The following is a 25274-nucleotide window of genomic DNA, read 5'->3' as shown; positions in this document are numbered from 1 at the left end:
CTAGACAAAATGACACCAAATGAGTTTTACTATGATCAGCTACCCCAACAAAACAAGGTGGCTTAACTAGAGCGGAATATCACTTATAAATACGCTTTTAGTTGTTCAAACAAGTGGGACCACCTCTCTCGCATTTGCGGGGTTTTTAATGCTGAATAAAAGGAAAACTTGATGGAATTGCCCAATATTATTCAACAATTTATTGGAAACAGCGTTTTAGAGCCAAATAAAATTGGTCAGTCGCCATCGGATGTTTATTCTTTTAATCGAAATAATGAAACTTTTTTTCTTAAGCGATCTAGCACTTTATATACAGAGACCACATACAGTGTCTCTCGCGAAGCGAAAATGTTGAGTTGGCTCTCTGAGAAATTAAAGGTGCCTGAACTCATCATGACTTTTCAGGATGAGCAGTTTGAATTAATGATCACTAAAGCGATCAATGCAAAACCAATTTCAGCGCTTTTTTTAACAGACCAAGAATTGCTTGCTATCTATAAGGAGGCACTCAATCTGTTAAATTCAGTTGCTATTATTGATTGTCCATTTATTTCAAACATTGATCATCGGTTAAAAGAGTCAAAATTTTTTATTGATAACCAACTCCTTGACGATATAGATCAAGATGATTTTGACGCTGAATTATGGGGAGACCATAGAACTTACCTAAGTCTATGGAATGAGTTAACTGAGACTCGTGTTGAAGAAAGATTGGTTTTTTCTCATGGCGATATCACGGATAGTAATATTTTTATAGATAAATTCAATGAAATTTACTTTTTAGATCTTGGCCGTGCTGGGTTAGCTGATGAATTTGTAGATATATCCTTTGTTGAACGTTGCCTAAGAGAGGATGCCTCGGAGGAAACTGCTAAAATATTTTTAAAGCATTTAAAAAATGATAGACCTGACAAAAGGAATTATTTTTTAAAACTTGATGAATTGAATTGATTCTAAGCATTATCTAAAAATACTTAATTGTCTTTTAACGTCGCTAAATTTTAAATAAATAAGTGAAGAGTGTTAGTGGAGCCACTGATTTAAAGTTGGCAGAGTAAAACTTGAAGTGCGACATAAACCACCTAATTAATTTAAAGGGTTTATGGAGTATATAAAATTGTCATACCATCATCTTAACTTTGAAGATCGTACTGCATTAATGCTTGAGTCAAGAAAAGAAGGCTTTTCAGCCAGAAAATTTGCTGAACTCATTAAAAGACATCCTAGTACGATCTATCGTGAGCTTAAAAGAAATAGCATCAATGACGTTTATCAAGCTCAATATGCTTCTGATAACACTTTTGCTAGACGTAGACGTGGTCACAGAAAACTCAAAATCGATTCAATCCTCTGGAAATTTATTGTTGAAGCGATCCGTTGTTTATGGTCTCCTCAGCAAATAGCAAAGCGTTTAAAGACATTTCCTGATTTGGATCAAACAATGAATGTAAGCCATACAACGATTTATTCAACGATACGAGCATTACCCAAGGGTGAGTTGAAAAAAGACTTATTATCCTGTCTACGTCATGAAAATAAAAAGCGAAAAGCTAACGGTGAACCTAAAAAAGATTCTATATTACAGGATATTAAAACTATTCATGAGCGCCCAGCCGAAGTTCAAGAAAGAAAAATACCGGGTCATTGGGAAGCTGATTTAATTAAAGGTAAAGACAATAAAAGTTCGATAGCAACACTTATTGAACGAAATACACGGCTCTGTATCTTGGCAACATTACCTGATGCAAAGGCAGAATCAGTGCGCAAGGCTTTAACTGAAGCTCTGAAATATTTACCTGCAGAACTGCGTAAAACGTTGACCTATGACCGTGGACGTGAGATGTCAGAACATAAAATACTCGAAGAAGATTTAGGCATAGATGTATATTTCTGTGACCCACATTCACCCTGGCAAAAAGGCACATGCGAAAATATGAATGGTTTAATTAGGCAATATTTACCTAAAGGGATTGATTTAAATCAGGCAGATCAGCATTATTTAAATCAAGTTGCCATGTCACTGAATACTCGTCCTAGAAAGGCGTTAGATTGGCTTACACCATTAGAGAAATTTGCTCAGCTTGTTGATTATCATATGGCTTTTGAAACTGTCGCACCTCATGTTTGAATTCGCCCCATATTTTTGCTACAGTGAACCAAATTAAGATCATCTATTTACTAGGCCTCGCATTTGCGGGGTTTTTAATGCTGAATAAAAGGAAAACTTGATGGAATTGCCCAATATTATGCACCCGGTCGCGAAGCTGAGCACCGCATTAGCCGCTGCATTGATGCTGAGCGGGTGCATGCCCGGTGAAATCCGCCCGACGATTGGCCAGCAAATGGAAACTGGCGACCAACGGTTTGGCGATCTGGTTTTCCGCCAGCTCGCACCGAATGTCTGGCAGCACACTTCCTATCTCGACATGCCGGGTTTCGGGGCAGTCGCTTCCAACGGTTTGATCGTCAGGGATGGCGGCCGCGTGCTGGTGGTCGATACCGCCTGGACCGATGACCAGACCGCCCAGATCCTCAACTGGATCAAGCAGGAGATCAACCTGCCGGTCGCGCTGGCGGTGGTGACTCACGCGCATCAGGACAAGATGGGCGGTATGGACGCGCTGCATGCGGCGGGGATTGCGACTTATGCCAATGCGTTGTCGAACCAGCTTGCCCCGCAAGAGGGGATGGTTGCGGCGCAACACAGCCTGACTTTCGCCGCCAATGGCTGGGTCGAACCAGCAACCGCGCCCAACTTTGGCCCGCTCAAGGTATTTTACCCCGGCCCCGGCCACACCAGTGACAATATCACCGTTGGGATCGACGGCACCGACATCGCTTTTGGTGGCTGCCTGATCAAGGACAGCAAGGCCAAGTCGCTCGGCAATCTCGGTGATGCCGACACTGAGCACTACGCCGCGTCAGCGCGCGCGTTTGGTGCGGCGTTCCCCAAGGCCAGCATGATCGTGATGAGCCATTCCGCCCCCGATAGCCGCGCCGCAATCACTCATACGGCCCGCATGGCCGACAAGCTGCGCTGAGCCATGGCTGACCACGTCACCCCCAATCTGCCATCGCGCGATTTCGATGTGACAGAGGCGTTTTATGCGAAGCTGGGCTTTGCGACGAGTTGGAAGGATCGCGGCTGGATGATCCTGCAGCGCGGCGGTTTGCAGCTCGAATTCTTCCCCTATCCTGACCTCGACCCAGCTACGAGCTCGTTCGGCTGTTGCCTGCGGTTGGATGATCTCGATGCCATGGTGGCATTGGTGAACGCGGCGGGAGCCGAGGAAAAAAGCACCGGCTGGCCGCGCTTCAAAGCTCCGCAACTGGAGGCGAGCGGCCTGAGGATCGGCTACCTGATCGATCCCGACTGCACGCTGGTGCGGCTGATCCAGAACCCCGACTGACCGCATGCCCGCGAAAATCAAGATTTGCGGGATCAGCACACCCGAGGCGCTCGATGCGACCATCGCGGCGCGGGCGGACTATGCCGGGTTGGTGTTCTATCCAGCGTCGCCCCGTGCGGTTACGTCGAATGTCGCGGGCGCTTTGACATCGCGCGCAGCTGGCCAGATCGCCATGGTCGGTTTGTTCGTCGATGCGGATGATGCTGTCATCGCCGACGCACTGGTGGCAGCCAAGCTGAACGCGCTGCAGCTGCACGGTTCGGAATCGCCCGAACGCGTGGCCCAGTTGCGCGCGCGGTTTGGCAAGCCGGTGTGGAAGGCGCTGCCCGTCGCCAGCGCCAGCGATGTCGCACGCGCCGCAGCCTATGCCGGGGCGGCGGACTTGATCTTGTTCGACGCCAAGACCCCCAAAGGCGCGCTGCCCGGCGGCATGGGGTTGGCGTTCGACTGGTCGCTGCTGGCCGGATATCGCGGTGCCTTGCCGTGGGGGCTGGCAGGCGGGCTAAATCCGACGAATGTTGCCGAGGCGATTGCGCGCACCGGAGCGCCGCTGGTCGATACCTCCAGCGGCGTCGAAAGCGCGCCGGGCGTCAAGGATACCGACAAGATTACCAATTTCGCCTTTGCGGTGCGCTTGGCCTAAATCGCGTCGATCAATAGGCGTCGTTCAGCGCAAAGATCGGCTTGCGGGTGCGCCACTGCCCTCGGGTGAAGTCGGGAAAATCTAACGTGCGATTGCCCTCAGCAATCGATTGTTCCGACAGAGGCGTGATCGCGCTCCAGGCCAGCGCGTCGTAAATGTCGATTGGCATCGGGGCCTTGGCCTTCAGCGCCTCGACAAAAGCGTGGATCACGAACCAGTCCATCCCGCCATGCCCGGCCCCTGCCGCCAGATCGGCGTAGCGTTTCCATAGCGGGTGATCGTATTTCGCAAACCAGCCCTCGGCAGGCTCCCAGCGGTGCGGCTGTGGGCTCTTGCCCTCCAGATAGATCGACTTGTTGACGTCCATCCACAGCCCCTCGGTGCCTTGCACCCGAAAGCCGAGAGAATAGGGGCGCGGCAGCGAGGTGTCGTGGCACAGCATGATCGTTTCACCATTAGTGCAGCCGATCATGGTGTTGACCACATCACCCAGTGCGAATTTCACCTCGGCGTTGGGATGATCGGCAGAGCCGTTCTTGACGACATAATCATGCAGCCCGCGCGCCTTACAGCCGAAGCCGCCAGCGCCCGCTTCGCCCGGCAACGCGACCTTCAGGGTGCGGGTCTGCGGCGGGTAGCACACGCCGGCATCGGCGCAGCCCTGGTACTTCACGGTCAGGGTGGTCGCGCTCGCGCCGGCCGCGGGCGTGCCGGTGAGGGTGCCGAGCAATTCCTTGCGGTAGGTTTCGACGTCGCCGAAGAATTCGTCGCGGTAGGCCTTGCCCTTCGGCAGCGCCATGGTCGCGCCGGTGAAGGCGGCATCGGCCTTGACCGAGGTGCGGTGCCGGTACAGGTAATAGCCGTCGGCGATCCGCCAGCGCACCTCGATGCGGTCCGGCGCGGTGGCCTGCGCGGACAGGACGAAGACCTCGTCGACCGGCGGCAGTTCGAAGTCCTGGGCGACGGCCGAGGTCGCGGGCAGCGCAAGCAGCAGGGCGAGCCCGGCCAGCCAGCGGCGCAGGCGGATCGTGGATGCGGTCATTGGCTCAGTTTACCGGTCGGCTCTCGGCGGCCAGCCATTGCAGGTATTCGGGCAGGCCGGACGCGGCTTCGACCGCGAGCAGCTCCGGGAGTTCGTAGGGATGCAGTTGGCGCAGGCGTTCCTGCAGGGCGGGGTAGGCCTCGGCACTGGTCTTGACCAGCAGCAGGACCTCGGCCGCGGCCTCGACCTTGCGTTGCCAGCGATAGACCGAACGCAGGCCGGGCAGGAGGTTGACGCAGGCGGCCAGGCGCTCGGCCACCAGCGCGGTGGCGATGCGCTCGGCGCTGTCGGCGTCGGGACAGGTGCAGAAGCAGATCAGGGCGCTCACCGGCATAGGGTAGCGGCTGCCCCGATCCGGCGGGCCTGGCGGACATCCGCGTGCGGCCCTTGAAAGTCGGCGGGCCCGCCCCATCTCGGTGGCATGCCGGGTTCGCCCGGTTCTGTTGTCCGCGGTTTGGCACTCGCTTCGCGCGACTGCTAAAATCGCCGGGTTTTTCCACGTCAATCAACCATTTACCGAGGTTGCCATGTCCAATATCAAGCCGCTGCACGACCGCGTGGTCATCAAGCGCATGGAAGAAGAGAAGCTGTCCGCCGGCGGGATCGTGATCCCGGATTCGGCCACCGAGAAGCCGATCAAGGGCGAAGTCGTCGCCGTCGGCACCGGCAAGGTGCTGGACAACGGCCAGGTCCGCGCGCCGCAGGTCAAGGTCGGCGACAAGGTGCTGTTCGGCAAGTACAGCGGCACCGAAGTGAAGCTGGACGGCGTCGAGCTGCTGGTGGTGAAGGAAGACGACCTGTTCGCGATCCTCGGCTGATCGCGCGTCGCTCCCACACATTTCTCATCCGAATAATTTTTCGAGGTAATTCGCAATGGCTGCCAAGGACATTCGTTTCGGCGAAGACGCGCGCTCCAAGATGGTGCGCGGCGTCAACGTGCTCGCCAACGCCGTGAAGGCGACCCTCGGCCCGAAGGGCCGCAACGTCGTGCTGCAGAAGAGCTACGGCGCGCCGACCATCACCAAGGACGGCGTCTCCGTCGCCAAGGAAATCGAACTGGCTGACGCGTTCGAGAACATGGGCGCGCAGATGGTGAAGGAAGTCGCTTCCAAGACCTCCGACAACGCCGGCGACGGCACCACCACCGCCACCGTGCTGGCGCAGGCGTTCATCCGCGAGGGCATGAAGGCGGTCGCCGCCGGCATGAACCCGATGGACCTGAAGCGCGGCATCGACCAGGCGGTGAAGGCCGCGGTCGGCGAACTGAAGTCGCTGTCCAAGCCGTCGTCGACCAGCAAGGAAATCGCCCAGGTCGGCGCGATCTCCGCGAACTCGGATGCCAACATCGGCGACCTGATCGCGCAGGCGATGGACAAGGTCGGCAAGGAAGGCGTGATCACGGTCGAGGAAGGCAGCGGCCTGGACAACGAACTCGACGTGGTCGAGGGCATGCAGTTCGACCGCGGCTACCTGAGCCCGTACTTCGTCAACAACCAGCAGTCGATGTCGGCCGACCTGGATGATCCCTTCATCCTGCTGTACGACAAGAAGATCTCCAACGTGCGCGACCTGCTGCCCGTCCTCGAGGGCGTGGCCAAGGCCGGCAAGCCGCTGCTGATCGTGGCGGAGGAAGTCGAAGGCGAAGCGCTGGCGACCCTGGTGGTCAACACCATCCGCGGCATCGTCAAGGTCTGCGCGGTGAAGGCCCCGGGCTTCGGCGACCGTCGCAAGGCGATGCTGGAAGACATGGCGATCCTGACCGGCGGCGTGGTGATTTCCGAGGAAGTCGGCCTGTCGCTGGAGAAGGCCACCATCAAGGACCTCGGCCGCGCCAAGAAGATCCAGGTGTCGAAGGAAAACACCACCATCATCGATGGCGCCGGCGAAGGCGCGGGCATCGAGGCGCGCATCAAGCAGATCAAGGCGCAGATCGAGGAGACCTCCTCCGACTACGACCGCGAGAAGCTGCAGGAGCGCGTGGCCAAGCTGGCCGGCGGCGTTGCGGTGATCAAGGTCGGTGCCGCCACCGAAGTCGAGATGAAGGAAAAGAAGGCGCGCGTCGAAGACGCCCTGCACGCGACCCGTGCGGCCGTCGAGGAAGGCATCGTCCCGGGCGGCGGCGTCGCCCTGATCCGTGCCAAGGCGGCGATCGCCGGCATCAAGGGCGTGAACGAAGACCAGAACCACGGCATCCAGATCGCCCTGCGCGCGATGGAAGCCCCGCTGCGCGAGATCGTGACCAATGCCGGCGATGAGCCGTCGGTCATCCTCAACCGCGTGGTCGAAGGTTCGGGTGCGTTCGGCTACAACGCCGCCAACGGCGAGTTCGGCGACATGATCGAGTTCGGCATCCTGGACCCGACCAAGGTCACCCGCACCGCGCTGCAGAACGCCGCGTCGATCGCGGGCCTGATGATCACCACCGAAGCGATGGTGGCCGAGGCCCCGAAGAAGGACGAGCCGGCGATGCCGGCCGGCGGCGGCATGGGCGGCATGGGCGGCATGGATTTCTAAGCCCCGCGATCCATCAAGCAAGACCACAAAGCCCGGCCTCGTGCCGGGCTTTGTGCGTTCTGGCGTCCGAGGCGGGAGACTTCCTACCCGCCCCGCGGCAATGTCTGACGCGAAGATCAGAAAACGCCGATATGAACGCGTGCTCGCGGGCGCAACCCTGAGCAGCCGTCCCTGCAACGGAGCGCTGCGTGCCGCGCCTGACCGCACCCCGGCGGCAGGCCGAGGTGTGCGCGCCACTGCCGGCCGCCCACGCCGCTGCGCGTTACGCGCGCCACCTGCCCGAGCGCACGCTGCTGTACGCGCTAGTGCAGGCGCACTACCCGGACTTCATCGCGCGTCTTGAGGCCGAAGACCGCCCGCTGCCCGAGTATGTGCGCGAGGAGTTCGAGACCTACCTGCGCTGCGGCGTGCTCGAGCACGGCTTCCTGCGCGTGGTCTGCGAGCACTGTCGTGCCGAGAGGCTGGTGGCGTATTCCTGCAAGAAGCGCGGGCTGTGCCCGAGCTGCGGCGCACGGCGCATGGCCGAGTCGGCGCGGCATCTGGTGGACGAGGTGTTCGGCCCGCGGCCGGTGCGGCAATGGGTGCTGAGTTTCCCGTACCCGTTGCGCTTCCTGTTCGCCAGCAAGCCTGAGGCGATCGGCCCGGTGCTGGGCATCGTGCATCGTGTGATCGCCGGTTGGCTTGCCGATCAGGCCGGCGTGCCGCGGGATACGGCGCAATGCGGCGTGGTGACCCTGATCCAGCGCTTCGGCAGCGCGCTGAATCTCAACATCCACTTCCACATGCTGTGGCTCGACGGCGTGTACGAGGACACCACCGAGCGTCCGCAGCGCAAGCCGCGCCTGCACCGCACCCGTGCGCCCACATCGGCGCAACTGACGGAACTGGCCAACACCATCGCGCATCGCGTGTGCCGGCACCTGTCGCGCCGCGGCTGGCTCGAAGGCGAAGACGAATCCGTGTTCCTGTCCGACAGCGCGGGTAGCGACGACGGCATGGATGGGCTGCGGATGAGTTCGATGACCTACCGCATCGCCACCGGTCGCGACGCTGGCCGCAAGGTCGTCACGCTGCAAACGCTGCCTGGCGACGCCGGTCCGCTGGAGGGCGACGCCGGCAAGGTCGGCGGCTTCTCGCTGCATGCCGGCGTGGCCGCGGAAGCACACGAAAGCCACAAGCTCGAAAAGCTGTGCCGCTACATCACGCGCCCGGCGATCAGCGAGCAGCGGCTATCGATCTCGCCACAGGGCAGGGTGCGTTACCAGCTCAAGACGCCGTGGCGCAATGGCACCACGCATGTCGAATGGGATGCGGTGGACTTCATCGCCAAGCTGGCGGCACTGGTCCCGCCGCCACGCGCGCATCTCACCCGCTTCCACGGCGTATTCGCCCCGAATGCAAACCTGCGCGCGCAGCTGACGCCCTCGGGGCGCGGCAGGCGGCCTGCGGGCGATGCGGCGCCAGTGGACGTCAGCGCCCACGACGAGCCGCGCAGCCCCGAGCAGAAGCGCCGTGCGATGAGCTGGGCGCAACGGCTCAAGCGGGTCTTTTCCATCGACATCACCACCTGCGCCCACTGCGGCGGCGCGGTGCGGATCGTCGCCAGCATCGAAGACCCCAAGGCCATTCGCGCCATCCTCGCCCACTTCGAGAAACACGGCGCGCTGGAGCAAGCGCACTACCGGCCCGCAGCGCGCGCCCCGCCGCCCGCCGCGTGATGAGGCGCCGGCCACACAGCCGGCAGCCAAGCCAGAGTCCGATCCGATGCGGCCACGACCCCGCAGGGCTGCGCTCGGCCCTGTGCCGGGATTCGGTGAGAAATGGCTACGCACTGAGCCGCTGCGTGGCCCCGCGATGTCGAAAACCCACGCATGAACCCCCGATCTGTGCCCGATCTGTGCCCAAAGCGGCGCTTGCGCGGCCGCTTCCTACCCGCCAGACTCGCCAAAAAGGGCGGTTGAACTTCCTATACCCATATCCCACTTTAGGTTTGGCAGCACCTTTTCAATCAGGTGGTTGTTTACACCAATCCAGCTATTGGCCAATTGAATATTGGTTTCGTCTACTTTTTTTGATTTTTTAAACAGCTTGGTAAAACCGAGTGCCAAAACAGGGGGACCATGTAAAAACGTGCTTCCTGTAATGACTGAACCAACTGTGAGTCCTTTACTGACTTTTTGCAATAAGGATGCTTTTTTATGAGCAGTAGACATAAATCTAACCTTGAGTGTAGAGATTTAAAAAAATGTTCCAACTATAAACAACGGAAATTGAAATACAATTGTATATTTGAAGATGTTGACATTTTTTATGGATTTACCCATTTTCTGCAATTTTAATCCACTTTATCATAAGTGAAGCATTGGTATTTGGTGTATAAAGTTCTTAAAAACTTTTATTGAAACATATATCTCATGTTTTTAGAAATCCGATAAATTGAAAACAATGGAGGGCAGAGTAAAACTTGAAGTGCGACATAAACCACCTAATTAATTTAAAGGGTTTATGGAGTATATAAAATTGTCATACCATCATCTTAACTTTGAAGATCGTACTGCATTAATGCTTGAGTCAAGAAAAGAAGGCTTTTCAGCCAGAAAATTTGCTGAACTCATTAAAAGACATCCTAGTACGATCTATCGTGAGCTTAAAAGAAATAGCATCAATGACGTTTATCAAGCTCAATATGCTTCTGATAACACTTTTGCTAGACGTAGACGTGGTCACAGAAAACTCAAAATCGATTCAATCCTCTGGAAATTTATTGTTGAAGCGATCCGTTGTTTATGGTCTCCTCAGCAAATAGCAAAGCGTTTAAAGACATTTCCTGATTTGGATCAAACAATGAATGTAAGCCATACAACGATTTATTCAACGATACGAGCATTACCCAAGGGTGAGTTGAAAAAAGACTTATTATCCTGTCTACGTCATGAAAATAAAAAGCGAAAAGCTAACGGTGAACCTAAAAAAGATTCTATATTACAGGATATTAAAACTATTCATGAGCGCCCAGCCGAAGTTCAAGAAAGAAAAATACCGGGTCATTGGGAAGCTGATTTAATTAAAGGTAAAGACAATAAAAGTTCGATAGCAACACTTATTGAACGAAATACACGGCTCTGTATCTTGGCAACATTACCTGATGCAAAGGCAGAATCAGTGCGCAAGGCTTTAACTGAAGCTCTGAAATATTTACCTGCAGAACTGCGTAAAACGTTGACCTATGACCGTGGACGTGAGATGTCAGAACATAAAATACTCGAAGAAGATTTAGGCATAGATGTATATTTCTGTGACCCACATTCACCCTGGCAAAAAGGCACATGCGAAAATATGAATGGTTTAATTAGGCAATATTTACCTAAAGGGATTGATTTAAATCAGGCAGATCAGCATTATTTAAATCAAGTTGCCATGTCACTGAATACTCGTCCTAGAAAGGCGTTAGATTGGCTTACACCATTAGAGAAATTTGCTCAGCTTGTTGATTATCATATGGCTTTTGAAACTGTCGCACCTCATGTTTGAATTCGCCGTTTTATATCACCAATAAATCTAAATTTTGGTTTTTAAAATGAACTTATTTAAAATATCTAAAACTGTTTATTAGCTTAACTTGTGATTTAAGTTTTTATGAATATAAAATTGTTAATTTATTAGCTTTACAAGTTTATTTAAATTTCATCGTGCAACATTTTTAACCGATTTTATTATCGATGGTATTTTTTTGTCTGCTTTTCTTTTCCTAGTCTTTTATCTATCTGTCAGCCATATAGTATTTTATTAAATTCTTATGGGAAATGACGAATGTTAAATTATCTTAAGAGCTTTAATAATATCAATACTTATTTGATTTTATCGATAATTCTGCTGTTAATCATAATATCTCTAGATTATTTCTAAACTGAATGAATGTTTATAATGAGTGATTCATATTGCTATTGAAATCGCCTTCTCACTTTGAAAGAAGGCGAGGATGAGGGACTTTTATGTTGAATTATCATTTTAAAAATGCCTTATAAAAGAAGCTTAATGTGTTTTCTTATATAGGTTTAAACATAATTGTTGTATATCTTAAATCCAATTGATCTTAAAATTTTCCTTTATTTTTTGTTATGAGTGCGAGAAAATTGTCAAAAAGGTCAATCAGACTGGGCGTTAATTTGTTTTGCATACTTTTTCCTATATCGAATTAAAGTCATATAACTAACACCATAATCTTTAGCTATTTGAGTGAAAGGGTATGAATCGTCCTTATTTTTAAGGGTATGAATTAACTCTTTTAGTTTTTCTTCTGTAATCGCAGGCGATCTTCCCTTGTATTTACCTTTCTTTTTTTTAGCTAATTTAATTCCCTCTGCTTGATTCTCACTAATAATACCCCTTTCAAGTTCAGCTACAGCGCCTAATACATGGAGTTGAAACTTATCGAACTTGTCATCTGAATTGGGGGTAAAGTTCAGGTTATTTTTGACAATATGAACAGACACTCCTTTTTTATTTAGCTTTTGAACAATGGTTACAAGGTCAATCAAGCTACGTGCCAATCTAAAAACATCATGAGCGTACACAATGTCCCCACTACGGACATAATCGAACATTTCCTGAAGTGCAGGGCGTTTGGCAGTCTTTCCGCTAAAATGATCAATAAAAGTTTTATCTAGCTCAAAGGGTAGATCATGGAGCTGTCTTTCAGGGTTTTGGTCTTTAGTGGATACACGGATATACCCCACTCTTTGAAAGGGTGTGTTTTTAATTTGATCTTCAATATCTAAATTTTCTTTTTCCATAACCAGTATAACAAAATTAGATAACCTCAATGTTATATCACATTAGATTAACAAAACAACCCTATTGTTATAGGGTTTTTAGGGTGTATTATTATATAACAATAGGGTATACCCTATTGTTATATATCTTCAGGTATAAGGAAAAATAACGATGATTAATTTTAATGATCTAAGCGAATCTGAATTATTAAGGATTGCACAGACTGGCATATCAAACCGTATAGGATTGCGTACTTCAGGACATTTGCCTGAAGATGATAGACAGGCTCTTTCAATGGAGCTTCAGGGCTTGTACGAGCAAGATAGAGAACAGTTGATACAATCAATCAAGAAACATAGTGAAGCCTATAAAAGCGAGCAGAGTAATCAGGAATGAAAATTTTTTGCTGAAGCTAATTATAAGTCTAGTCGTGATTTATGGTTGCTTGGGCGTAGTGTTTGTTTCAGAGAACTTATCAGATAACACTGTAGGCATTATTGGATTTTGTGGACTGATATTACTACCTACAGTTTATAAGTTTGTTGGAACATTCTTTAAGGCACAATGAAAGGGTGATCAATGGACAACCAATACAAACTAAGTGACGAAGAACATAGCCTTGTATTTGAGAAAATTAAAGCTGATTTTCTGAATAACTCACTGTCTATAGTCAGCCCTAAAGTCGTCATTACTGGCGGTCAGCCTGCATCGGGTAAAGGCAAGTTGGCAAGAGATTCTATAGATCAGTTCAAAGATAAAGGCGGGAGTGTAATTATTGACCCCGATCAATTAAGAGCCTATCACCCCAAGTATAATGAACTGCAAAAATTGGATGATAAAACATCTTCAGGATTCACCCACCATGATGCTAAAAAGTGGAGTTTAGAATTAATTGAAGAAGCTATAAGCCATAAGAAAAATATTGTTCTTGACCAAACAAGTGCAGATTTTCAAACCTTAAAAAATACAGTTCAAAATTTCAGAGATAAAGGCTACAAAGACGTTGAATTAAAAATAATGGCTGTGCCTGAAATTACATCACGACAAGGTATATACCATCGTTATGAAATGGAAAAGGCGCTGTATGAAACTGGGCGTTTCGTCAATATTGATATTCATAGTGAAATTTATCACAAGCTAGAAAACACAATAGAACAGTTAAAAGATGAACCCATAGTAGACAAGCTAACCGTTTATGACCGTCACTATAACGCTATTGAACAAAAGGACTTTAAAGCTGAAAGGGAAAGACCATTTTCAGATCAGGAGCGCCAACAGCATGAATATAAATGGTTCAAAGTAATAGAAGCAATGCAAACACGCTTTGCCCCATATACAGAGGTTGAGATTGTAAAGGGGCTTCAGGAAAGTGACAGACTTAAATTGAATAATCAAAAACTGGTTAGTGAAGTGACCCAAGTTGATGAAAGTACAGGTGAGAAAATGGACGTAAAAATAGTCAGTAACTTAACTAGCAACTTACTTGTTGCCAAAGATGATTTTGAAAAACAAGATGGTTATTTATCTAAAAATATCAAAGTTGATGGCGAGGACAATTTAGTTATGTTCCGTCAAAATCGAGATCATCTTGAGTTAATCAATGTTACTAAAAATGAAATGATGCTCGATAAGCCGATCGGTAATCATGATTCAAAACAACCTGAATCTACGGCATTACAGGTTTATATGGAGGTTAAAGAAAAGTTAAATAACCTTGAAAATAAAATTTTAATGAAAGTAGATGAACAGCTATCAAATAAACCTAAAGCGCCTGAAGTGAAAGGAGATAGTAAGGCTGAAGTATCTCAATTTCAAAGCAAAGCCCCAGAGCTAGATAAACACCAAATCATTAAAGAAGTCCGAATACAGCTAAAGCAAGAGGGGAAATTGGGTGCTGATTTTGCTAAGTCAGCTAATGGGCTATCCGTTGCTCATGGTGACTATATCAAGCTCAATGAAGCATACAGTCAAAAAGATGGTTTATTTAAAACCACTAATTTACCTAAAGACGCTGAAATTAAAATCACAGGTCACACAACTAAAAAAGGTGAAACCTATGCAACAGGCGTTCATAACAATTCAAATGTAGAGTTAAAAATCAGAAGTGTTGAAGCCCGCTATGGTGATCAATATGTGAAACGCTATGAAACCAATCCTGAAGTAAAACAGGCTGTAGATCAGAGAGTGATAGCACAGCAAACAACATTTAAATCTTTATCTGCTTCAAGGGTACAGGAGTTAAGCCAGTCAAGCCCAAAGCAGGATAAGCCCACTTCAGGCATGAAATTTTAATATTTCTTTCGCCAGTCATAGGGGTTAATCGGGTTAGGACTTTTCCATAACCCGATTTTTTTTGATCGAGCATTATTCTCTAAATCTATGTATGTTCTATCAGGAAGATTGTAGCGATAAGCCCAAGCGTAGCCACTGGCGACCATTGCTTTATTCACATTTAATTTATTCAAGTACAGCTCACCAAGAAACCTACCATTGTTATCAGTTCCATGCTCTTTAACGAGTACCGTTTTGTTTAAGACCATAGACATTAAATATTGTTTCGATTGTTGACCATAAGGCTGTGTAGGCGAATTTTTAGCATTATTGGCAACTTCAGGGGCATCTATGAATGACAGTCTAACCCGCCATTTAGTGTTGTTTGGTTTTGTGATACTCACAGTATCACCGTCTAAAACGTAAGTGACTTTGCCGTAATAATCAGCGTGACAGTATGCTGAAAACAAAAAAAGGGTAATACAAAAAAGCTTATTCATTTTGGTTCACCATAAAACCGTTTTAGCACGTATGGACTTGCAACTTCATTGCTTGGTCCATACGTGCTAAAACTCTTACTGTGAAAAATCATATCCCGATGCTTGGTCAAAACTGCAAGTATGCAGTCTTAACCAGGCATCTACTTTATTGAATGATTTAAGTGGGTTATGAGTGCGAGGAAATTGTCAAAAAGGTCAATCAGTAGTTTGGATTCTTTTGGCGTAAAATCTTCAATTCTTCTTTGCTAATCGCTTCGTTATTAACGATCTTGCTTTCAATTGAGTTGATTTTATCGTTTGAATTTACAGCCTTGATATAGTCAAGATCGGCTTGACTAAGCTCAGGCATAATTTCACTGGCTTGATAAATCACTACAGGTTCTTTGACTGATTCAGATTGGATCTCTTTTACTACTTTTTTAGCTTCAGGCGCTTTTGAAGTTGTTTGTGTAGTTGTGACTGGCTTTGTTGCACAAAGATTTCATAACTATATGATTTTAAAAGTTTTGATTATTTTTTGATCCAAAATTAAATTTATTTAAATCAGATGCTTACATATTTATGCAACAAAGCCGTTGTGACTGTATTAATTAAAGGGCTTTCAGGTACTTTAGAAACAGATACAGTTTTTCCGTCTTTTTTAACCTCTATTTCGCCTTTTTTAGTGGTCAGTGATGTATGACTAGCCTCTATAGCAACTGGCGTTTCTGTGCCATTCTGTGCTGTTTCAGCGTATGTATTGAAAGCGATTAAGGCTAATACAGGGATTATGATTTTTTTCATAGATAATCCTAAAATTTAGACAAAAAAAAGCTAACAACCTGAATTGTTAGCTTGTGATGAAATTAGTTACCAAACCACGATTTAAAGCTTTGCGTACTGGTCACACCGCTTGAAGCATTGTTAGATGCAAGGTTAGTTTGAACAGCCGACAATTTAGCACCAATCGAGTTGATATAACCTTGTTCAATAGCAATGGCATTTGCTAAGTCTTGGGCTTCTTTAATATTGCGGGTCGAGTTAATTTTGTTCTTCAGTGTGGTTAAGTTTGCTACATGCTCATTTAAAGCATTATAGGAAGCATCACTGAAAGCAAAGCCAGTCTTAACCGTGTTGTAATTTCGCTTGTATTGATCATTGCCTAGCAATTGATTCATACCATCTGAACCAATGGTAGTAAGCACTTTGTCATAAGCCTTTTGAGCATTACCAAATGAGCCAGTCTTTTGATTGGCTACTACGTCTTGCCAAGAGCCTGAAACAACGTCTTGCACATTCTTAACGCCTGAAGTTCCGATACCAGTATTACCAGTCGTACTTTCATATTGTTTCTTCATGATCTCGTATTGCTGTTGCATTTGAACCAATTGCTTGACCATATTTGCAACGGCTGTCGGGTCGAATACAACGTCCCAAGCGTTTGCTGTGTTGGCAGTAAAGGCTAAAGCAAAAGCTACAGCCGACATTTTTATTTTATTCATTTTCATGATTTCACCCTTTCGTTAAATTCGTGTACCCACTGGGAGTAGGTCAAGTTTTCATCTTTACTCAATATTTCCTCAAGAATATTGTGTCTTAACTCATTGCCTGAAAGTATTGGGATAATTTCAGACATATTGCTTAAATCTAATTTGCTAATAACTGAATCATGCGAGTTTTTAATCATAAATTGGCGTAAATAAGGCGGTGTATTCACAACCCAATCAAATTCTGCTTGAGTACAGCCTAAGCCATTATTTTTCTCATTACCCATATATGTAGCGACATTCGCTTTATCATTCGGCAATAGAATTGATGTTTTAAACTGCCCGATCAGATCGTCATCTCTTGTAATGACTTCAGGCGTTGGCGTAACAAAGATCATCATACCGTTACGTCTACGGTACGTGGTTAGCATGATTTTAAGCCATGCTAAGTTAATCGGATTGCTGATATATCTTTGACCTTCTTCGACAACAACAATAAAGGGCTTGCCCTCAGACATGGATATATCAATTTGATGGAAGATATACATAGACATAGCGCCTAACACCACATCATTATCAATGACATTTTTCATTTCATAGCCGAAAATTCGAGCGCCATCAATTGAGAAATTGTCACTTTCATTGTCAAAAATATTGGCATAAACCCCATCATTAACCCATTTTGACATGCGTTCAGCCATGTTGTTATCTTCAGCCATACCAAACAAGCCAATAAAGTTTCTAAGCCGTCTAAGGTGCTTTTCATAGCTATAAACAGCATCTACAACGTCTTTGATCTTGTTTTCTTCAGCAGTGCTTAAAGGCTTTGGATTACCATTATCGTTGTAGTCTTGAGCCATAAAAGAAAATAGATTTCTTAGAAACAAACGGTTTTGTTCCGTGTCATCTAACTGCAATGGATTCCAACCAGTTTTAACCATTTCACTTAAAACAGTATGTCGCCCGCCCATGCTTTTAATCCAAACTGAAGCTGAATATTCAAAATCAAAATGAAAAATATAAGGCTTAAACTTATCTGAAGCAGTCAAAAGCGTATTAATTACAGTAGTCTTACCGCCACCAGTACCAGTCGTGATACGAGTATGACCTACATCATGTTCATGGAAATTGAAGTAGTAAGGCGTATTACTTGTCGTTTTAAGCTGAATGACATTCTCACCCCAATGGTTGCCATCTTTTTTGCCAGTAGAACTATTGTGCATACTGGCAAAGCCCGCAAAGTTAGTCGTGTTAATAGTTGCGGGTCTTTGGAGTAAGTGATAGTTGCCAATCAACATAGAGTAAAAAGTAGGTTCAGAAATTAAATCTTCTTTTTTAGGTATCATGTGATTGCGCTGAAATGCCCCGCTAGTTTTCTGCATTGCTTCTTTAAATTCAGATGGGGTCTTAGAGGTAACTAAAACATTTAATGAATAAATGCCGTTTAAGATACGCCCTGAAGCTAAGTCATCAATGGCAACATTAATCGCTTCAATTTGAGATTCTGACTTGTCTTGAGCATTTTTTAATTGGTTCTGACGAGTTGTACTCATGCTGATAGATTTACGTCTGTCCATCATCATGAAAGTTTGAGAAATAATTAAAGGATGATCAACTTTTAGAAATTCATCTAACATGGTGTGATCGCTACCCTCTGGATAGCTAGGAGTAGGCAAACTATAGATTGCCCCTGCCGTTAATTCACCGCTTGGGTGATAGAATTTAATAGTTCCATCAGGCGCAAAAACTCTACGTGTATAGCCTAAGTAGTTTCTGATTTCAGTTGGATGAAGTGGAATTTCTGCTTTTTCTAAGTTTAATAAATAACCGAGAAAATTCACTGTTTCAGAATACAAAACGCTATCTTTTGAATAAGTGCCTAGCTGTCTTGGGTTCGCATCTTGCAGATACTCTTTAAACATACTTACTGCATTATTTAATTCGGCAATCATTTGTTCTTCATTATCACTTCTGAAAAACAGATTTTTAAGACGAGTTAAAGGCGGGTCACTTGGGTTAGATTTTCGGACAAGCAACGACACATAAATATCATTTTGAAACATGCGTTCATTAGATAGTTTTTCATAATATTTTTGGTTAAAACTATCTGAAAATTCATTGCCATTTGCAGGCGGTATTTCGGTTTTAACTTCGTGACGATCATAATAAACGCTAACAACAAAACGAGAGCCAAGTTGTTTAAACATATCTGCACGATATTTTTTTAAAGTCTTTAATTGAGCATAGCTTTTAGTTTCATACGGAAAGCCAGTAATTTTTAAAACCGTAAAAATATCACCATTAACTAGCTTAATATCATGTTCATTGATTGGGCTTAGATAAGGTAAATTATTGATTTCCATTTGTTCAGCACCCGCTAATTTCTTTTGACTATATTCAATATTTTTATCGTCAGCTTTTGCGTGAGAATCAAAACTATAGCCACCAAAAACTTTAGTTCGCTGAAGTCTACGTTTGATCGAAAACCATAAATATTGAATCCCTCTATCTTCTTGGTAGGTCACTACAACCAACAATAAATAGATTATTCCCGATATTATTAATCCTAATTTTAGGTTGCCAATTAGTGCTAAAAAGCACGTAGCAAAACCACAAATTAGGAAAAAGTAAGTGAAAATATCTACAGGTATATTTGCCACCCTTGCAGTTCGGGCAAGACCCGCAAACAGCAAGTCTTTTTCTTCGTTTTTTTCAGTGGTTTTGCTCATGGCTCACCTATTTAGTTAAAGAAGAAATTACCAAGATCAGGGGCAACGAAAACAAGGATACCTGCAACGATTAAGCCGATACCCCAACGCTTAACTTTCTCACTACCACCGCCAAGCATTGTGATTGCCAAACAAATAACACCAGTCACGAAAGCGACTGCTGCGATAATGACTAATTCATCATTAAATTGGTTAAGCTTTTGAGCAAATTTTTGACCAAACGCAGCATTTGCCAATTGAGCATAAAAAACAGCAAATAAGACAATTGCGTATTGCTTAGGATTGAGTTTATTTAAAAGATTCATGATCTATTCCTTAAAATACTTGGACGTATTGCCCTTTGTTAAGAGTTTGAACAAACGATGCTTGTTGCACGTTTGGTTGATTGCTTGGTTGATTATTTACACGCAGGCGCACAGGTTCAGATTGTGCTGAATAGCTATTGTTTTCTGTACTTTGATTTTGACTTGCGGAGTATTGCGGGTACTGATTTTGTTGCCATGAAGCGAGAACTAGAATGTCACTTTTTCGACTGGCTTCAGTAGGGTTATTATTTGCAGTGTAAGTTTTAAATGAACCACCCCCATTTAGTGTTTGGTATTTACTGGATACAAGGCGTACATAGTTTTGTGTTTCACGGTAAGGGGGAATACCTCCAAACTTTTCAACTGCCCCATGCCCTGCATTGTATCCAGCAATCATTTTTGTAAGATCACCATTAAATCTTTTATTCAGGAAAGCGAGATAACGAGTACCCGCAATAATAGACTGTTCAGGTTCATATAATCGGCTAGGGTCTACACCCATTAAACGAGCTGTAGAGGGAATGACTTGCATCAAACCCCTAGCATCTTTATGTGATCGAGCATTTGGCTTAAAGGCGCTTTCTCTTGCCATAATTGCCGTTACTAAATTAGGGTCTAAACCATTGGCTACAGAATGTTTGTGAATAAGATCATCATAAGGTGACGCATATACAAACAGTGGCGTACTGCAAGCTAAACCGATTATAAGTTTTTTAAACATTGTCATTATTCCTTATAGAGTTATAACAGTATAACTCTACTAGCTTAATCAATAAATGGTCTATTTGAAAATTTATGTTTCTCTTTAAAGAACTGGTCTAAAGCGATAAGATAAATTAAGTTTTTGGTAAGTCTGCGGTTCTTAAATTCTTCAGGAACTTTTAATTCACCACGCTTATATCTCAAAAAGTGTTCGTCCATTTCTGCGAAAAATTCATCACTTACATAAAGTTGTTCACGTTTCATAACTTGTCCCTAAAATTTCTATACAGCCAAAAAAGAATCCGAAACTTTAGCATAGGTGCGGTATTTCATCGTTACTAAAGTTGGCGGGTAATGTCCTGAAAACTTCATATAAAAGTGCAGAGGTTTAAGACTGCTTATTTCTTCAGCTTTAACTACATTTTCTTTTTCTTTTACAAGTTCAGGTCTTGAATCTTTATTTGCAGATTTCATTTTCCTTAATACTTCAATTGCACCGAAAGCTTTTTCATATTCTTGGGGTGTATAAGTGTCTTGAGAGTTGACAGCACAGACACCAAAAGAAGAAAAACAACCACGTAGCGTAATAGAGAATTTTTCTCCATAGATCGTGATTAATTGAGCCAGACTTTGAATGCCTGCTAAAGCAATAAGTCTATGTTTACGTCCTTTAGTTAATACTGCTTCGAGATACGATAAACGGTTCAAAGAGCCGAGTTCATCTAGGCAGAATATAAAATCAGAATAGTTATCAAAGTCAGATAATAAAGAACTACAAATAACGTCAGTCGCACAGCTAACTAATGGTTGCAATGCAGTTAATTGATCTTCACGCCAAGTAATAAAAATATTGCCAGTACCATGCTTTAAATAATCCCTAAACGAAAAATCACCAATTTTAGAATGAGTGTGAGGGCTTAAATATGTAGTAACAATACTGCGTAAAGTACCGACTAATTCAGAGTTGCCAAGTAAGCTGTAAGCTTGAGTACCTACTAAAAACTCTTTGAGTTTATCGTCACTTGAAATTAATAAAATTTCTAAAAATTGTTGTGTCTGCTGTTCTCTAGTAAGTTCATCCATTTCTAAAACTTTGGTCATGGCAGACTTAACAATAGTACGAGCCATCGTATTAAAATTTTCGTGATTTGCGTCTGAAGATTTAGGAATGATTGTCATTGAATATGTTTCAATGTCATAAGAATTTTGTACTTCATTAATCACTGACCAATGGACTGATCGAGCATCGAAAGGGTTGAAAATAACATCACCTTTCTTAGCAAATAAACTTGCGTAAGTTCCGTTAGGGTCAACCACAATTAAGCGGGTTTTACTGCGAGAATCAGCAACACAAGAATCTAAAAAATCACTGATTGAAACTGACTTACCTTGACCAGTACCACCAGTTAAAAGGAAGTGTTTATATTTTAAATCTTTAGGAACAGGCATACCGCAAAAACGGATTTGGTAATCTTTTTCTTTGGTCATTCTTCTTAATTTGAATGGGCTTACTAATTGCAAGCCCCGAAGAACACGAACGTATCTTTCGCCCCCAAAAGGTGTTTTATTGTTTTGAAAATAAAACCAAGCCAAAGCACTACTAATAACCAAAGCCAACAGCAATATTAAAACGTATAAAGGCGTTTTAAACGTCAATGGAATTGCATAAAGAATAGCTTGGACTTTATGATCTTTTGGGATAATAAAAAACTTCGGTAAAAAAATAGCCCATGTTGTAATCACAGTGATTACAACAGCTAAAACAGCGTGACCGAAGATTTTTTGCGATTGATCATTCATTTTACTGTCCCCAAGAATTTTTGAACGGCTTGATGGGAAGCGACCTTATAAGAATCCATGCTTGACTGCATCATGAGCATGTTAGCTTTAAGCTTCGCTTGATTGGCTACCAACATACTGTTTTCAATAGCAAGGGCATTCGCCAAGTCTTTTGATTGCTTTAACGTATTGGTACTTACTTGAGCCAACGACTTTAGGTTTTGCATATTACAATTTACTTGTGTCCAAGCTACTTCAGCGTCTACATAAGCTGTGTTTACACGGCTTGCAGTTATGTTTTGAATCTGTGCCAATTCCTTGCTTGCATATACACCAGTATTGGTCGCAATTTGACGTTGCAATTCGTTGTAGGCGTTTTGCTCTTTAGGTGTATTGAAAATATTAGTCGGTTGAGCATCAAAGCCATTAGGCAATTCAAAGCCTGCAATTTGCATCACATTGGTAAGAAGTCCTAGCCCTGCAAGCCCTTTAGTCACACTGTCATATTGCCCTTTCAAGACTTGAATCTGCTTCATTAATTCTTGAACTTGTAGAACTGCATCGGCATTTTTTGTCGGGTCAAAAACTGTTTTACCTACGCCACCAGTTACAGGGGGAACAGGCGGTAGGTTGATAGGTGAATCAATATCAACTTGTTCTGCTTCAGGTAGCTTTACAGGCTTACATGCGCTTTGTGTTTCTAGCTTGGCTTGTATCTTCTTCTGATTACTGTTTTCTATGCCAGTCGTTGCAGGCTTGCCACCTGAAGTAGTCCCGCCTTTAATTACGTTGCCACCAAAATATGAACCAGTACCGCCATAATTTCTATAAAACTGGGCGATCTTAGGCACATAGTCTTGCGTTTCTTTAGGCATAACTTTTTTATTACCTTTCAGATACGAACGTAAATTACCCATACCCCAGTTATAGGCATAGAGTGCATGGGGCATGTTGCCGAATTGCTGATTTAATTGCTTCAGGTAACGAGTACCCGCATTAACATTTTGTGTGGGGTCATTGGGATTGGTAACGCCCAAAGAACGAGCCGTTGCGGGCATAAGTTGCATTAAACCTTGAGCGCCTACGCCTGACTTAGCAGTATTGTTATGCGAAGATTCTTTTTGAATTACTGCATGAATTAAAAGCGGGTCATATCCATATTTAGCTGAAGCTGAAGTCACAATATCGTTGTAAGGTAAATTTGAAGCAATAGTTGCCCCGCTTAAACCTACCAGTACCAGTAGCGATAGTTTTTTTAATTTCATTTTCATTATTCCTCTACCGCAACGAGGACAGTTTAACCAGGAACTACGTTACCTGTTTAAACTTGGCCCGTTGCTATTTCATCACTTAGCCACAGCCAAACGGTTAGCTAGATCAACTAAGGTTTTATAGTGTGAGCCTTGTTCACCCATTGATAACTCATAGCACCCGCCATTTGCTTGAACTCGCATGAAGTCGTGAGCTTGGCTTGTATTGTCAGAAATGGTCGGAGATACAAACAATGCTTTTGCGTTAGGGATGCTTACTGGCAATTCACCAAATAACCCCACTTCTTGCGGTACACAAGCAGGGTCAATGCTGTAATAAACTTTAAGATCGGCACATGCTTCGTTTTGGCAACTGGCATCACTTGAAAATTTATAAGTGACATAGTTCCCTTGATTGGGAGCTTCAGGCACATAAGTTAATTTATTGCTTTGAGCAAATGACTGAAGAACTTGGGTAAATGTCTGCGGTAACTGTGCTTCAGCAGACAAACTAATTAAGGCGCAAAGAGCAATAGTTGTTTTTTTCATGGCTTAGTCCTTTTTAAATTTGTATGCTTGGCTTGGGTTATCAACATCGGTCAGAGTAATAACACCGCCCTTTTGTTCCATTAAGAAAGCGTCTTGATTGTTATATTGAACAACCATTTTTTTATCTTTCTCTACAGCCGATAATGCAACATCACCCCATGAGTTTTTTAAGGTAACTTGAGTACCTTTATTGGCAACGATAAGCCCGCTACTCATGCCTTGTTCTTTCTCAAATGCTGTTTGATCAATACGATTGTATTGTCCGTCCAAGCCCTTAGATGAGCAGGCAACACTAGCTAAACTAAGCAACGCTAGAAAAATGTGTTTTTTCATTTTTGAAATCCTCATAAGCTTTAAAATAAATAGCTGAACAGCCATAACCGCCTGTTTCTGTTCTTCCAAGTTGAACAATAATGTCTACACTTTGTTTAACAAAAGATTTAACTTGGTCACTGGTTAATGTAGTGCCTGCCATAAGAACCATAAGCGTTAAACGCTCAATAGCATTAAGTGGGTCATTGGCATGTAATGTCGCAATTGAACCGCCATGCCCTGAAGAAATTAGGTTTAAATAAGTGAATGCTTCAGCACCTCGAATCTCACCCAGTAAAATGCGTTTTGGATACAAACGCAGGCAAGCTTCCATTAATGACTGTGCATCGACTTTAGCTTTACCCTGTCCACCTCTTGAATAATAAAGTTGCAACGTATTTTCATGCGGAGGGCGTAACTCCTTAGCATCTTCAATAGTGATTAGTCGTTCGCCCAGTGGTATGCAGTCATGAATAATGGAGTTAAAAAAAGTTGTTTTTCCTGAACCTGTACCCGCAGAAATAATGATATTTTTTTCATAACCCACCGCTTTACGAATGAACTCATGAAAGTTTCGGGCTTCGTATAAATCGAATAGCTCTTGATCTTTTGCAGTGATTTTTGCAAATGGTTCAACAGAATTTAAAACTTCCTCATAAGCTGAAAATGGCAGACTTAAAATACTTGGTTTACGAATAGATAAGCCGATCGACCCGCCAGTTACGGCAGGGTCACGGACAAATTGAATACGGAAAAATAAACCCTCATGTTGCGGTGATGCAATTTGAGCAGAAAGCAAAGGCTGTGCTTCTGAAATTGTTTGATTGGTTTCAGTTGCAATGCCTTCGGCTAATCGCTTCAAAAGCGCATAGGTAAGGTTAGGATTCTCTTTTTTAATCATGTCCCTTGTACCTTTCATAGCAATGAAATATTCCAAAGGCTTATTAACTGAAATTTCAGTAATTTGATCATTATCAAGATCATCACCAAAAGCTTTTTTCAAATCTTCAAGTACAAGGATTGACATAA

At 44.9% G+C, this 25274-nt stretch carries 27 protein-coding genes and 1 pseudogene; 11 read left to right on the top strand and 17 right to left on the bottom strand.

All coding sequences use genetic code 11. From position 1 onward, the window contains the following. Positions 1-171: 171 nt before the first annotated feature. The 5 genes from HYG89_RS13065 (at position 172) to HYG89_RS13045 (ending at position 4053) form a co-directional block, all read left to right on the top strand. Complete coding sequence (locus HYG89_RS13065; protein ID WP_014386410.1) at positions 172-951, top strand: APH(3')-VI family aminoglycoside O-phosphotransferase; 780 nt, start codon at positions 172-174, stop codon at positions 949-951. Between the two features lie 208 nt (positions 952-1159). Then, entirely contained in the window at positions 1160-2128 is a 969-nt protein-coding gene (locus HYG89_RS13060; RefSeq protein ID WP_012308653.1) for an IS30 family transposase, read from the top strand. A gap of 100 nt (positions 2129-2228) precedes the next feature. Next, positions 2229-3041 (top strand): subclass B1 metallo-beta-lactamase NDM-1, encoded by an 813-nt coding sequence (locus HYG89_RS13055; RefSeq protein WP_004201164.1) that lies wholly within the window; start codon positions 2229-2231, stop codon positions 3039-3041. 3 nt (positions 3042-3044) lie between these two features. Further along, on the top strand, positions 3045-3410 hold the full coding sequence (ble, locus tag HYG89_RS13050; protein WP_004201167.1) for a bleomycin binding protein Ble-MBL: 366 nt from the start codon (positions 3045-3047) through the stop codon (positions 3408-3410). A gap of 4 nt (positions 3411-3414) precedes the next feature. Next, positions 3415-4053, top strand: a complete 639-nt coding sequence (locus HYG89_RS13045; protein ID WP_004201168.1) for a phosphoribosylanthranilate isomerase — start codon at positions 3415-3417, stop codon at positions 4051-4053. 10 nt (positions 4054-4063) lie between these two features. On the opposite strand, the gene HYG89_RS13040 is transcribed toward HYG89_RS13045, so the two are convergent. Together HYG89_RS13040 and cutA are read right to left on the bottom strand one after the other, a co-directional pair. Further along, positions 4064-5095, bottom strand: coding sequence for a protein-disulfide reductase DsbD domain-containing protein (locus tag HYG89_RS13040; RefSeq protein ID WP_004201169.1), 1032 nt, complete (start codon positions 5093-5095; stop codon positions 4064-4066). Between the two features lie 4 nt (positions 5096-5099). Further along, complete coding sequence (cutA, locus tag HYG89_RS13035) at positions 5100-5429, bottom strand: divalent-cation tolerance protein CutA (RefSeq protein ID WP_004201171.1); 330 nt, start codon at positions 5427-5429, stop codon at positions 5100-5102. A 193-nt stretch (positions 5430-5622) separates the two neighbouring features. On the opposite strand from cutA, the gene groES reads away from it, so the two are divergent. The 3 genes from groES (at position 5623) to HYG89_RS13020 (ending at position 9327) form a co-directional block, all read left to right on the top strand. Then, positions 5623-5913, top strand: a complete 291-nt coding sequence (gene groES, locus HYG89_RS13030) for a co-chaperone GroES (protein WP_004201172.1) — start codon at positions 5623-5625, stop codon at positions 5911-5913. Between the two features lie 55 nt (positions 5914-5968). Then, positions 5969-7609 (top strand): chaperonin GroEL, encoded by a 1641-nt coding sequence (gene groL / locus HYG89_RS13025; protein WP_004201176.1) that lies wholly within the window; start codon positions 5969-5971, stop codon positions 7607-7609. A gap of 224 nt (positions 7610-7833) precedes the next feature. Then, on the top strand, positions 7834-9327 hold the full coding sequence (locus HYG89_RS13020; protein WP_043907034.1) for an IS91 family transposase: 1494 nt from the start codon (positions 7834-7836) through the stop codon (positions 9325-9327). A gap of 249 nt (positions 9328-9576) precedes the next feature. Here the strand turns inward: HYG89_RS13020 and HYG89_RS13015 are convergent. Continuing rightward, a pseudogene (locus HYG89_RS13015) lies at positions 9577-9822 on the bottom strand (hypothetical protein); the annotation flags it as partial. Between the two features lie 349 nt (positions 9823-10171). Here HYG89_RS13015 and HYG89_RS13010 point away from each other — a divergent pair. Beyond that, the gene (locus HYG89_RS13010; RefSeq protein ID WP_012308653.1) at positions 10172-11140 is read left to right on the top strand and encodes an IS30 family transposase; all 969 of its coding nucleotides are present in this window, start codon (positions 10172-10174) and stop codon (positions 11138-11140) included. 614 nt (positions 11141-11754) lie between these two features. Here the strand turns inward: HYG89_RS13010 and HYG89_RS13005 are convergent. Next, complete coding sequence (locus tag HYG89_RS13005) at positions 11755-12402, bottom strand: recombinase family protein (protein ID WP_004993315.1); 648 nt, start codon at positions 12400-12402, stop codon at positions 11755-11757. A 151-nt stretch (positions 12403-12553) separates the two neighbouring features. On the opposite strand from HYG89_RS13005, the gene HYG89_RS13000 reads away from it, so the two are divergent. Together HYG89_RS13000 and HYG89_RS12995 are read left to right on the top strand one after the other, a co-directional pair. Continuing rightward, a complete protein-coding gene (locus HYG89_RS13000; protein ID WP_015056389.1) occupies positions 12554-12778 on the top strand; it encodes a hypothetical protein in 225 nt (74 codons plus the stop codon). A 183-nt stretch (positions 12779-12961) separates the two neighbouring features. Continuing rightward, positions 12962-14674, top strand: coding sequence for a zeta toxin family protein (locus HYG89_RS12995; protein WP_015060705.1), 1713 nt, complete (start codon positions 12962-12964; stop codon positions 14672-14674). On the opposite strand, the gene HYG89_RS12990 is transcribed toward HYG89_RS12995, so the two are convergent. The 13 genes from HYG89_RS12990 to virB11 all read right to left on the bottom strand — a co-directional run bounded on the left by HYG89_RS12990 (position 14671) and on the right by virB11 (position 25272). After that, positions 14671-15153, bottom strand: coding sequence for a thermonuclease family protein (locus HYG89_RS12990; protein ID WP_015060706.1), 483 nt, complete (start codon positions 15151-15153; stop codon positions 14671-14673). The two genes, HYG89_RS12995 and HYG89_RS12990, sit on opposite strands and share 4 nt — an antisense overlap. Positions 15154-15352: 199 nt before the next feature. After that, a complete protein-coding gene (locus HYG89_RS12985; RefSeq protein ID WP_256734013.1) occupies positions 15353-15526 on the bottom strand; it encodes a hypothetical protein in 174 nt (57 codons plus the stop codon). Between the two features lie 170 nt (positions 15527-15696). Further along, entirely contained in the window at positions 15697-15936 is a 240-nt protein-coding gene (locus HYG89_RS12980) for a hypothetical protein (RefSeq protein ID WP_256734012.1), read from the bottom strand. A 62-nt stretch (positions 15937-15998) separates the two neighbouring features. Beyond that, the gene (locus HYG89_RS12975; protein WP_004999358.1) at positions 15999-16640 is read right to left on the bottom strand and encodes a type IV secretion system protein; all 642 of its coding nucleotides are present in this window, start codon (positions 16638-16640) and stop codon (positions 15999-16001) included. Continuing rightward, on the bottom strand, positions 16637-19348 hold the full coding sequence (locus tag HYG89_RS12970) for a VirB4 (RefSeq protein ID WP_015060708.1): 2712 nt from the start codon (positions 19346-19348) through the stop codon (positions 16637-16639). Before HYG89_RS12970 ends, HYG89_RS12975 begins: the two co-directional genes overlap by 4 nt. A gap of 11 nt (positions 19349-19359) precedes the next feature. Further along, on the bottom strand, positions 19360-19653 hold the full coding sequence (locus HYG89_RS12965; protein ID WP_017480461.1) for a TrbC/VirB2 family protein: 294 nt from the start codon (positions 19651-19653) through the stop codon (positions 19360-19362). Between the two features lie 10 nt (positions 19654-19663). Next, positions 19664-20374 (bottom strand): lytic transglycosylase domain-containing protein, encoded by a 711-nt coding sequence (locus HYG89_RS12960; RefSeq protein WP_017480462.1) that lies wholly within the window; start codon positions 20372-20374, stop codon positions 19664-19666. Between the two features lie 44 nt (positions 20375-20418). Continuing rightward, the gene (locus HYG89_RS12955; RefSeq protein WP_004999346.1) at positions 20419-20619 is read right to left on the bottom strand and encodes a hypothetical protein; all 201 of its coding nucleotides are present in this window, start codon (positions 20617-20619) and stop codon (positions 20419-20421) included. 18 nt (positions 20620-20637) lie between these two features. Continuing rightward, on the bottom strand, positions 20638-22155 hold the full coding sequence (locus tag HYG89_RS12950) for a type IV secretion system DNA-binding domain-containing protein (RefSeq protein WP_015060710.1): 1518 nt from the start codon (positions 22153-22155) through the stop codon (positions 20638-20640). After that, complete coding sequence (locus tag HYG89_RS12945) at positions 22152-23399, bottom strand: lytic transglycosylase domain-containing protein (RefSeq protein WP_017480463.1); 1248 nt, start codon at positions 23397-23399, stop codon at positions 22152-22154. Before HYG89_RS12945 ends, HYG89_RS12950 begins: the two co-directional genes overlap by 4 nt. Positions 23400-23480: 81 nt before the next feature. Then, positions 23481-23933: a hypothetical protein gene (locus HYG89_RS12940; protein ID WP_004999340.1), complete on the bottom strand. Its 453-nt coding sequence runs from the start codon at positions 23931-23933 to the stop codon at positions 23481-23483. A gap of 3 nt (positions 23934-23936) precedes the next feature. Beyond that, entirely contained in the window at positions 23937-24266 is a 330-nt protein-coding gene (locus HYG89_RS12935) for a hypothetical protein (protein ID WP_004999338.1), read from the bottom strand. Then, positions 24235-25272 carry a P-type DNA transfer ATPase VirB11 gene (gene virB11 / locus HYG89_RS12930; RefSeq protein WP_015060713.1) on the bottom strand — a complete coding sequence of 346 codons (1038 nt, stop codon included), beginning with the start codon at positions 25270-25272 and terminating at the stop codon, positions 24235-24237. The genes HYG89_RS12935 and virB11 overlap by 32 nt, the downstream gene beginning before the upstream one ends. Positions 25273-25274: the final 2 nt, after the last annotated feature.

This window comes from Acinetobacter sp. SwsAc5 (genome assembly GCF_013391485.1).
Taxonomy (GTDB): domain Bacteria; phylum Pseudomonadota; class Gammaproteobacteria; order Pseudomonadales; family Moraxellaceae; genus Acinetobacter; species Acinetobacter towneri.
Note: the sequence above shows the minus strand (reverse complement) of the source record. Positions and strands in the feature narration are given on the sequence as shown.

Bases quoted from the DNA above. Each gene is read 5' to 3' on its own strand.
- HYG89_RS12935 (WP_004999338.1), bottom strand. From the start codon at position 24,266: ATGAAAAAACACATTTTTCTAGCGTTGCTTAGTTTAGCTAGTGTTGCC.
- HYG89_RS12990 (WP_015060706.1), bottom strand. From the start codon at position 15,153: ATGAATAAGCTTTTTTGTATTACCCTTTTTTTGTTTTCAGCATACTGT.
- HYG89_RS13040 (WP_004201169.1), bottom strand. From the start codon at position 5,095: ATGACCGCATCCACGATCCGCCTGCGCCGCTGGCTGGCCGGGCTCGCC.
- HYG89_RS13010 (WP_012308653.1), top strand. From the start codon at position 10,172: ATGCTTGAGTCAAGAAAAGAAGGCTTTTCAGCCAGAAAATTTGCTGAA.
- HYG89_RS12965 (WP_017480461.1), bottom strand. From the start codon at position 19,653: ATGAATCTTTTAAATAAACTCAATCCTAAGCAATACGCAATTGTCTTA.
- virB11 (WP_015060713.1), bottom strand. From the start codon at position 25,272: ATGTCAATCCTTGTACTTGAAGATTTGAAAAAAGCTTTTGGTGATGAT.
- HYG89_RS12975 (WP_004999358.1), bottom strand. From the start codon at position 16,640: ATGAAAATGAATAAAATAAAAATGTCGGCTGTAGCTTTTGCTTTAGCC.
- HYG89_RS12955 (WP_004999346.1), bottom strand. From the start codon at position 20,619: ATGAAACGTGAACAACTTTATGTAAGTGATGAATTTTTCGCAGAAATG.
- HYG89_RS12960 (WP_017480462.1), bottom strand. From the start codon at position 20,374: ATGTTTAAAAAACTTATAATCGGTTTAGCTTGCAGTACGCCACTGTTT.
- HYG89_RS13000 (WP_015056389.1), top strand. From the start codon at position 12,554: ATGATTAATTTTAATGATCTAAGCGAATCTGAATTATTAAGGATTGCA.
- HYG89_RS12945 (WP_017480463.1), bottom strand. From the start codon at position 23,399: ATGAAATTAAAAAAACTATCGCTACTGGTACTGGTAGGTTTAAGCGGG.
- HYG89_RS13045 (WP_004201168.1), top strand. From the start codon at position 3,415: ATGCCCGCGAAAATCAAGATTTGCGGGATCAGCACACCCGAGGCGCTC.
- HYG89_RS13055 (WP_004201164.1), top strand. From the start codon at position 2,229: ATGGAATTGCCCAATATTATGCACCCGGTCGCGAAGCTGAGCACCGCA.
- HYG89_RS12980 (WP_256734012.1), bottom strand. From the start codon at position 15,936: ATGAAAAAAATCATAATCCCTGTATTAGCCTTAATCGCTTTCAATACA.
- HYG89_RS12940 (WP_004999340.1), bottom strand. From the start codon at position 23,933: ATGAAAAAAACAACTATTGCTCTTTGCGCCTTAATTAGTTTGTCTGCT.
- HYG89_RS12950 (WP_015060710.1), bottom strand. From the start codon at position 22,155: ATGAATGATCAATCGCAAAAAATCTTCGGTCACGCTGTTTTAGCTGTT.
- HYG89_RS12995 (WP_015060705.1), top strand. From the start codon at position 12,962: ATGGACAACCAATACAAACTAAGTGACGAAGAACATAGCCTTGTATTT.
- HYG89_RS13065 (WP_014386410.1), top strand. From the start codon at position 172: ATGGAATTGCCCAATATTATTCAACAATTTATTGGAAACAGCGTTTTA.
- HYG89_RS13005 (WP_004993315.1), bottom strand. From the start codon at position 12,402: ATGGAAAAAGAAAATTTAGATATTGAAGATCAAATTAAAAACACACCC.
- ble (WP_004201167.1), top strand. From the start codon at position 3,045: ATGGCTGACCACGTCACCCCCAATCTGCCATCGCGCGATTTCGATGTG.
- groL (WP_004201176.1), top strand. From the start codon at position 5,969: ATGGCTGCCAAGGACATTCGTTTCGGCGAAGACGCGCGCTCCAAGATG.
- HYG89_RS13060 (WP_012308653.1), top strand. From the start codon at position 1,160: ATGCTTGAGTCAAGAAAAGAAGGCTTTTCAGCCAGAAAATTTGCTGAA.
- groES (WP_004201172.1), top strand. From the start codon at position 5,623: ATGTCCAATATCAAGCCGCTGCACGACCGCGTGGTCATCAAGCGCATG.
- HYG89_RS12970 (WP_015060708.1), bottom strand. From the start codon at position 19,348: ATGAGCAAAACCACTGAAAAAAACGAAGAAAAAGACTTGCTGTTTGCG.
- cutA (WP_004201171.1), bottom strand. From the start codon at position 5,429: ATGCCGGTGAGCGCCCTGATCTGCTTCTGCACCTGTCCCGACGCCGAC.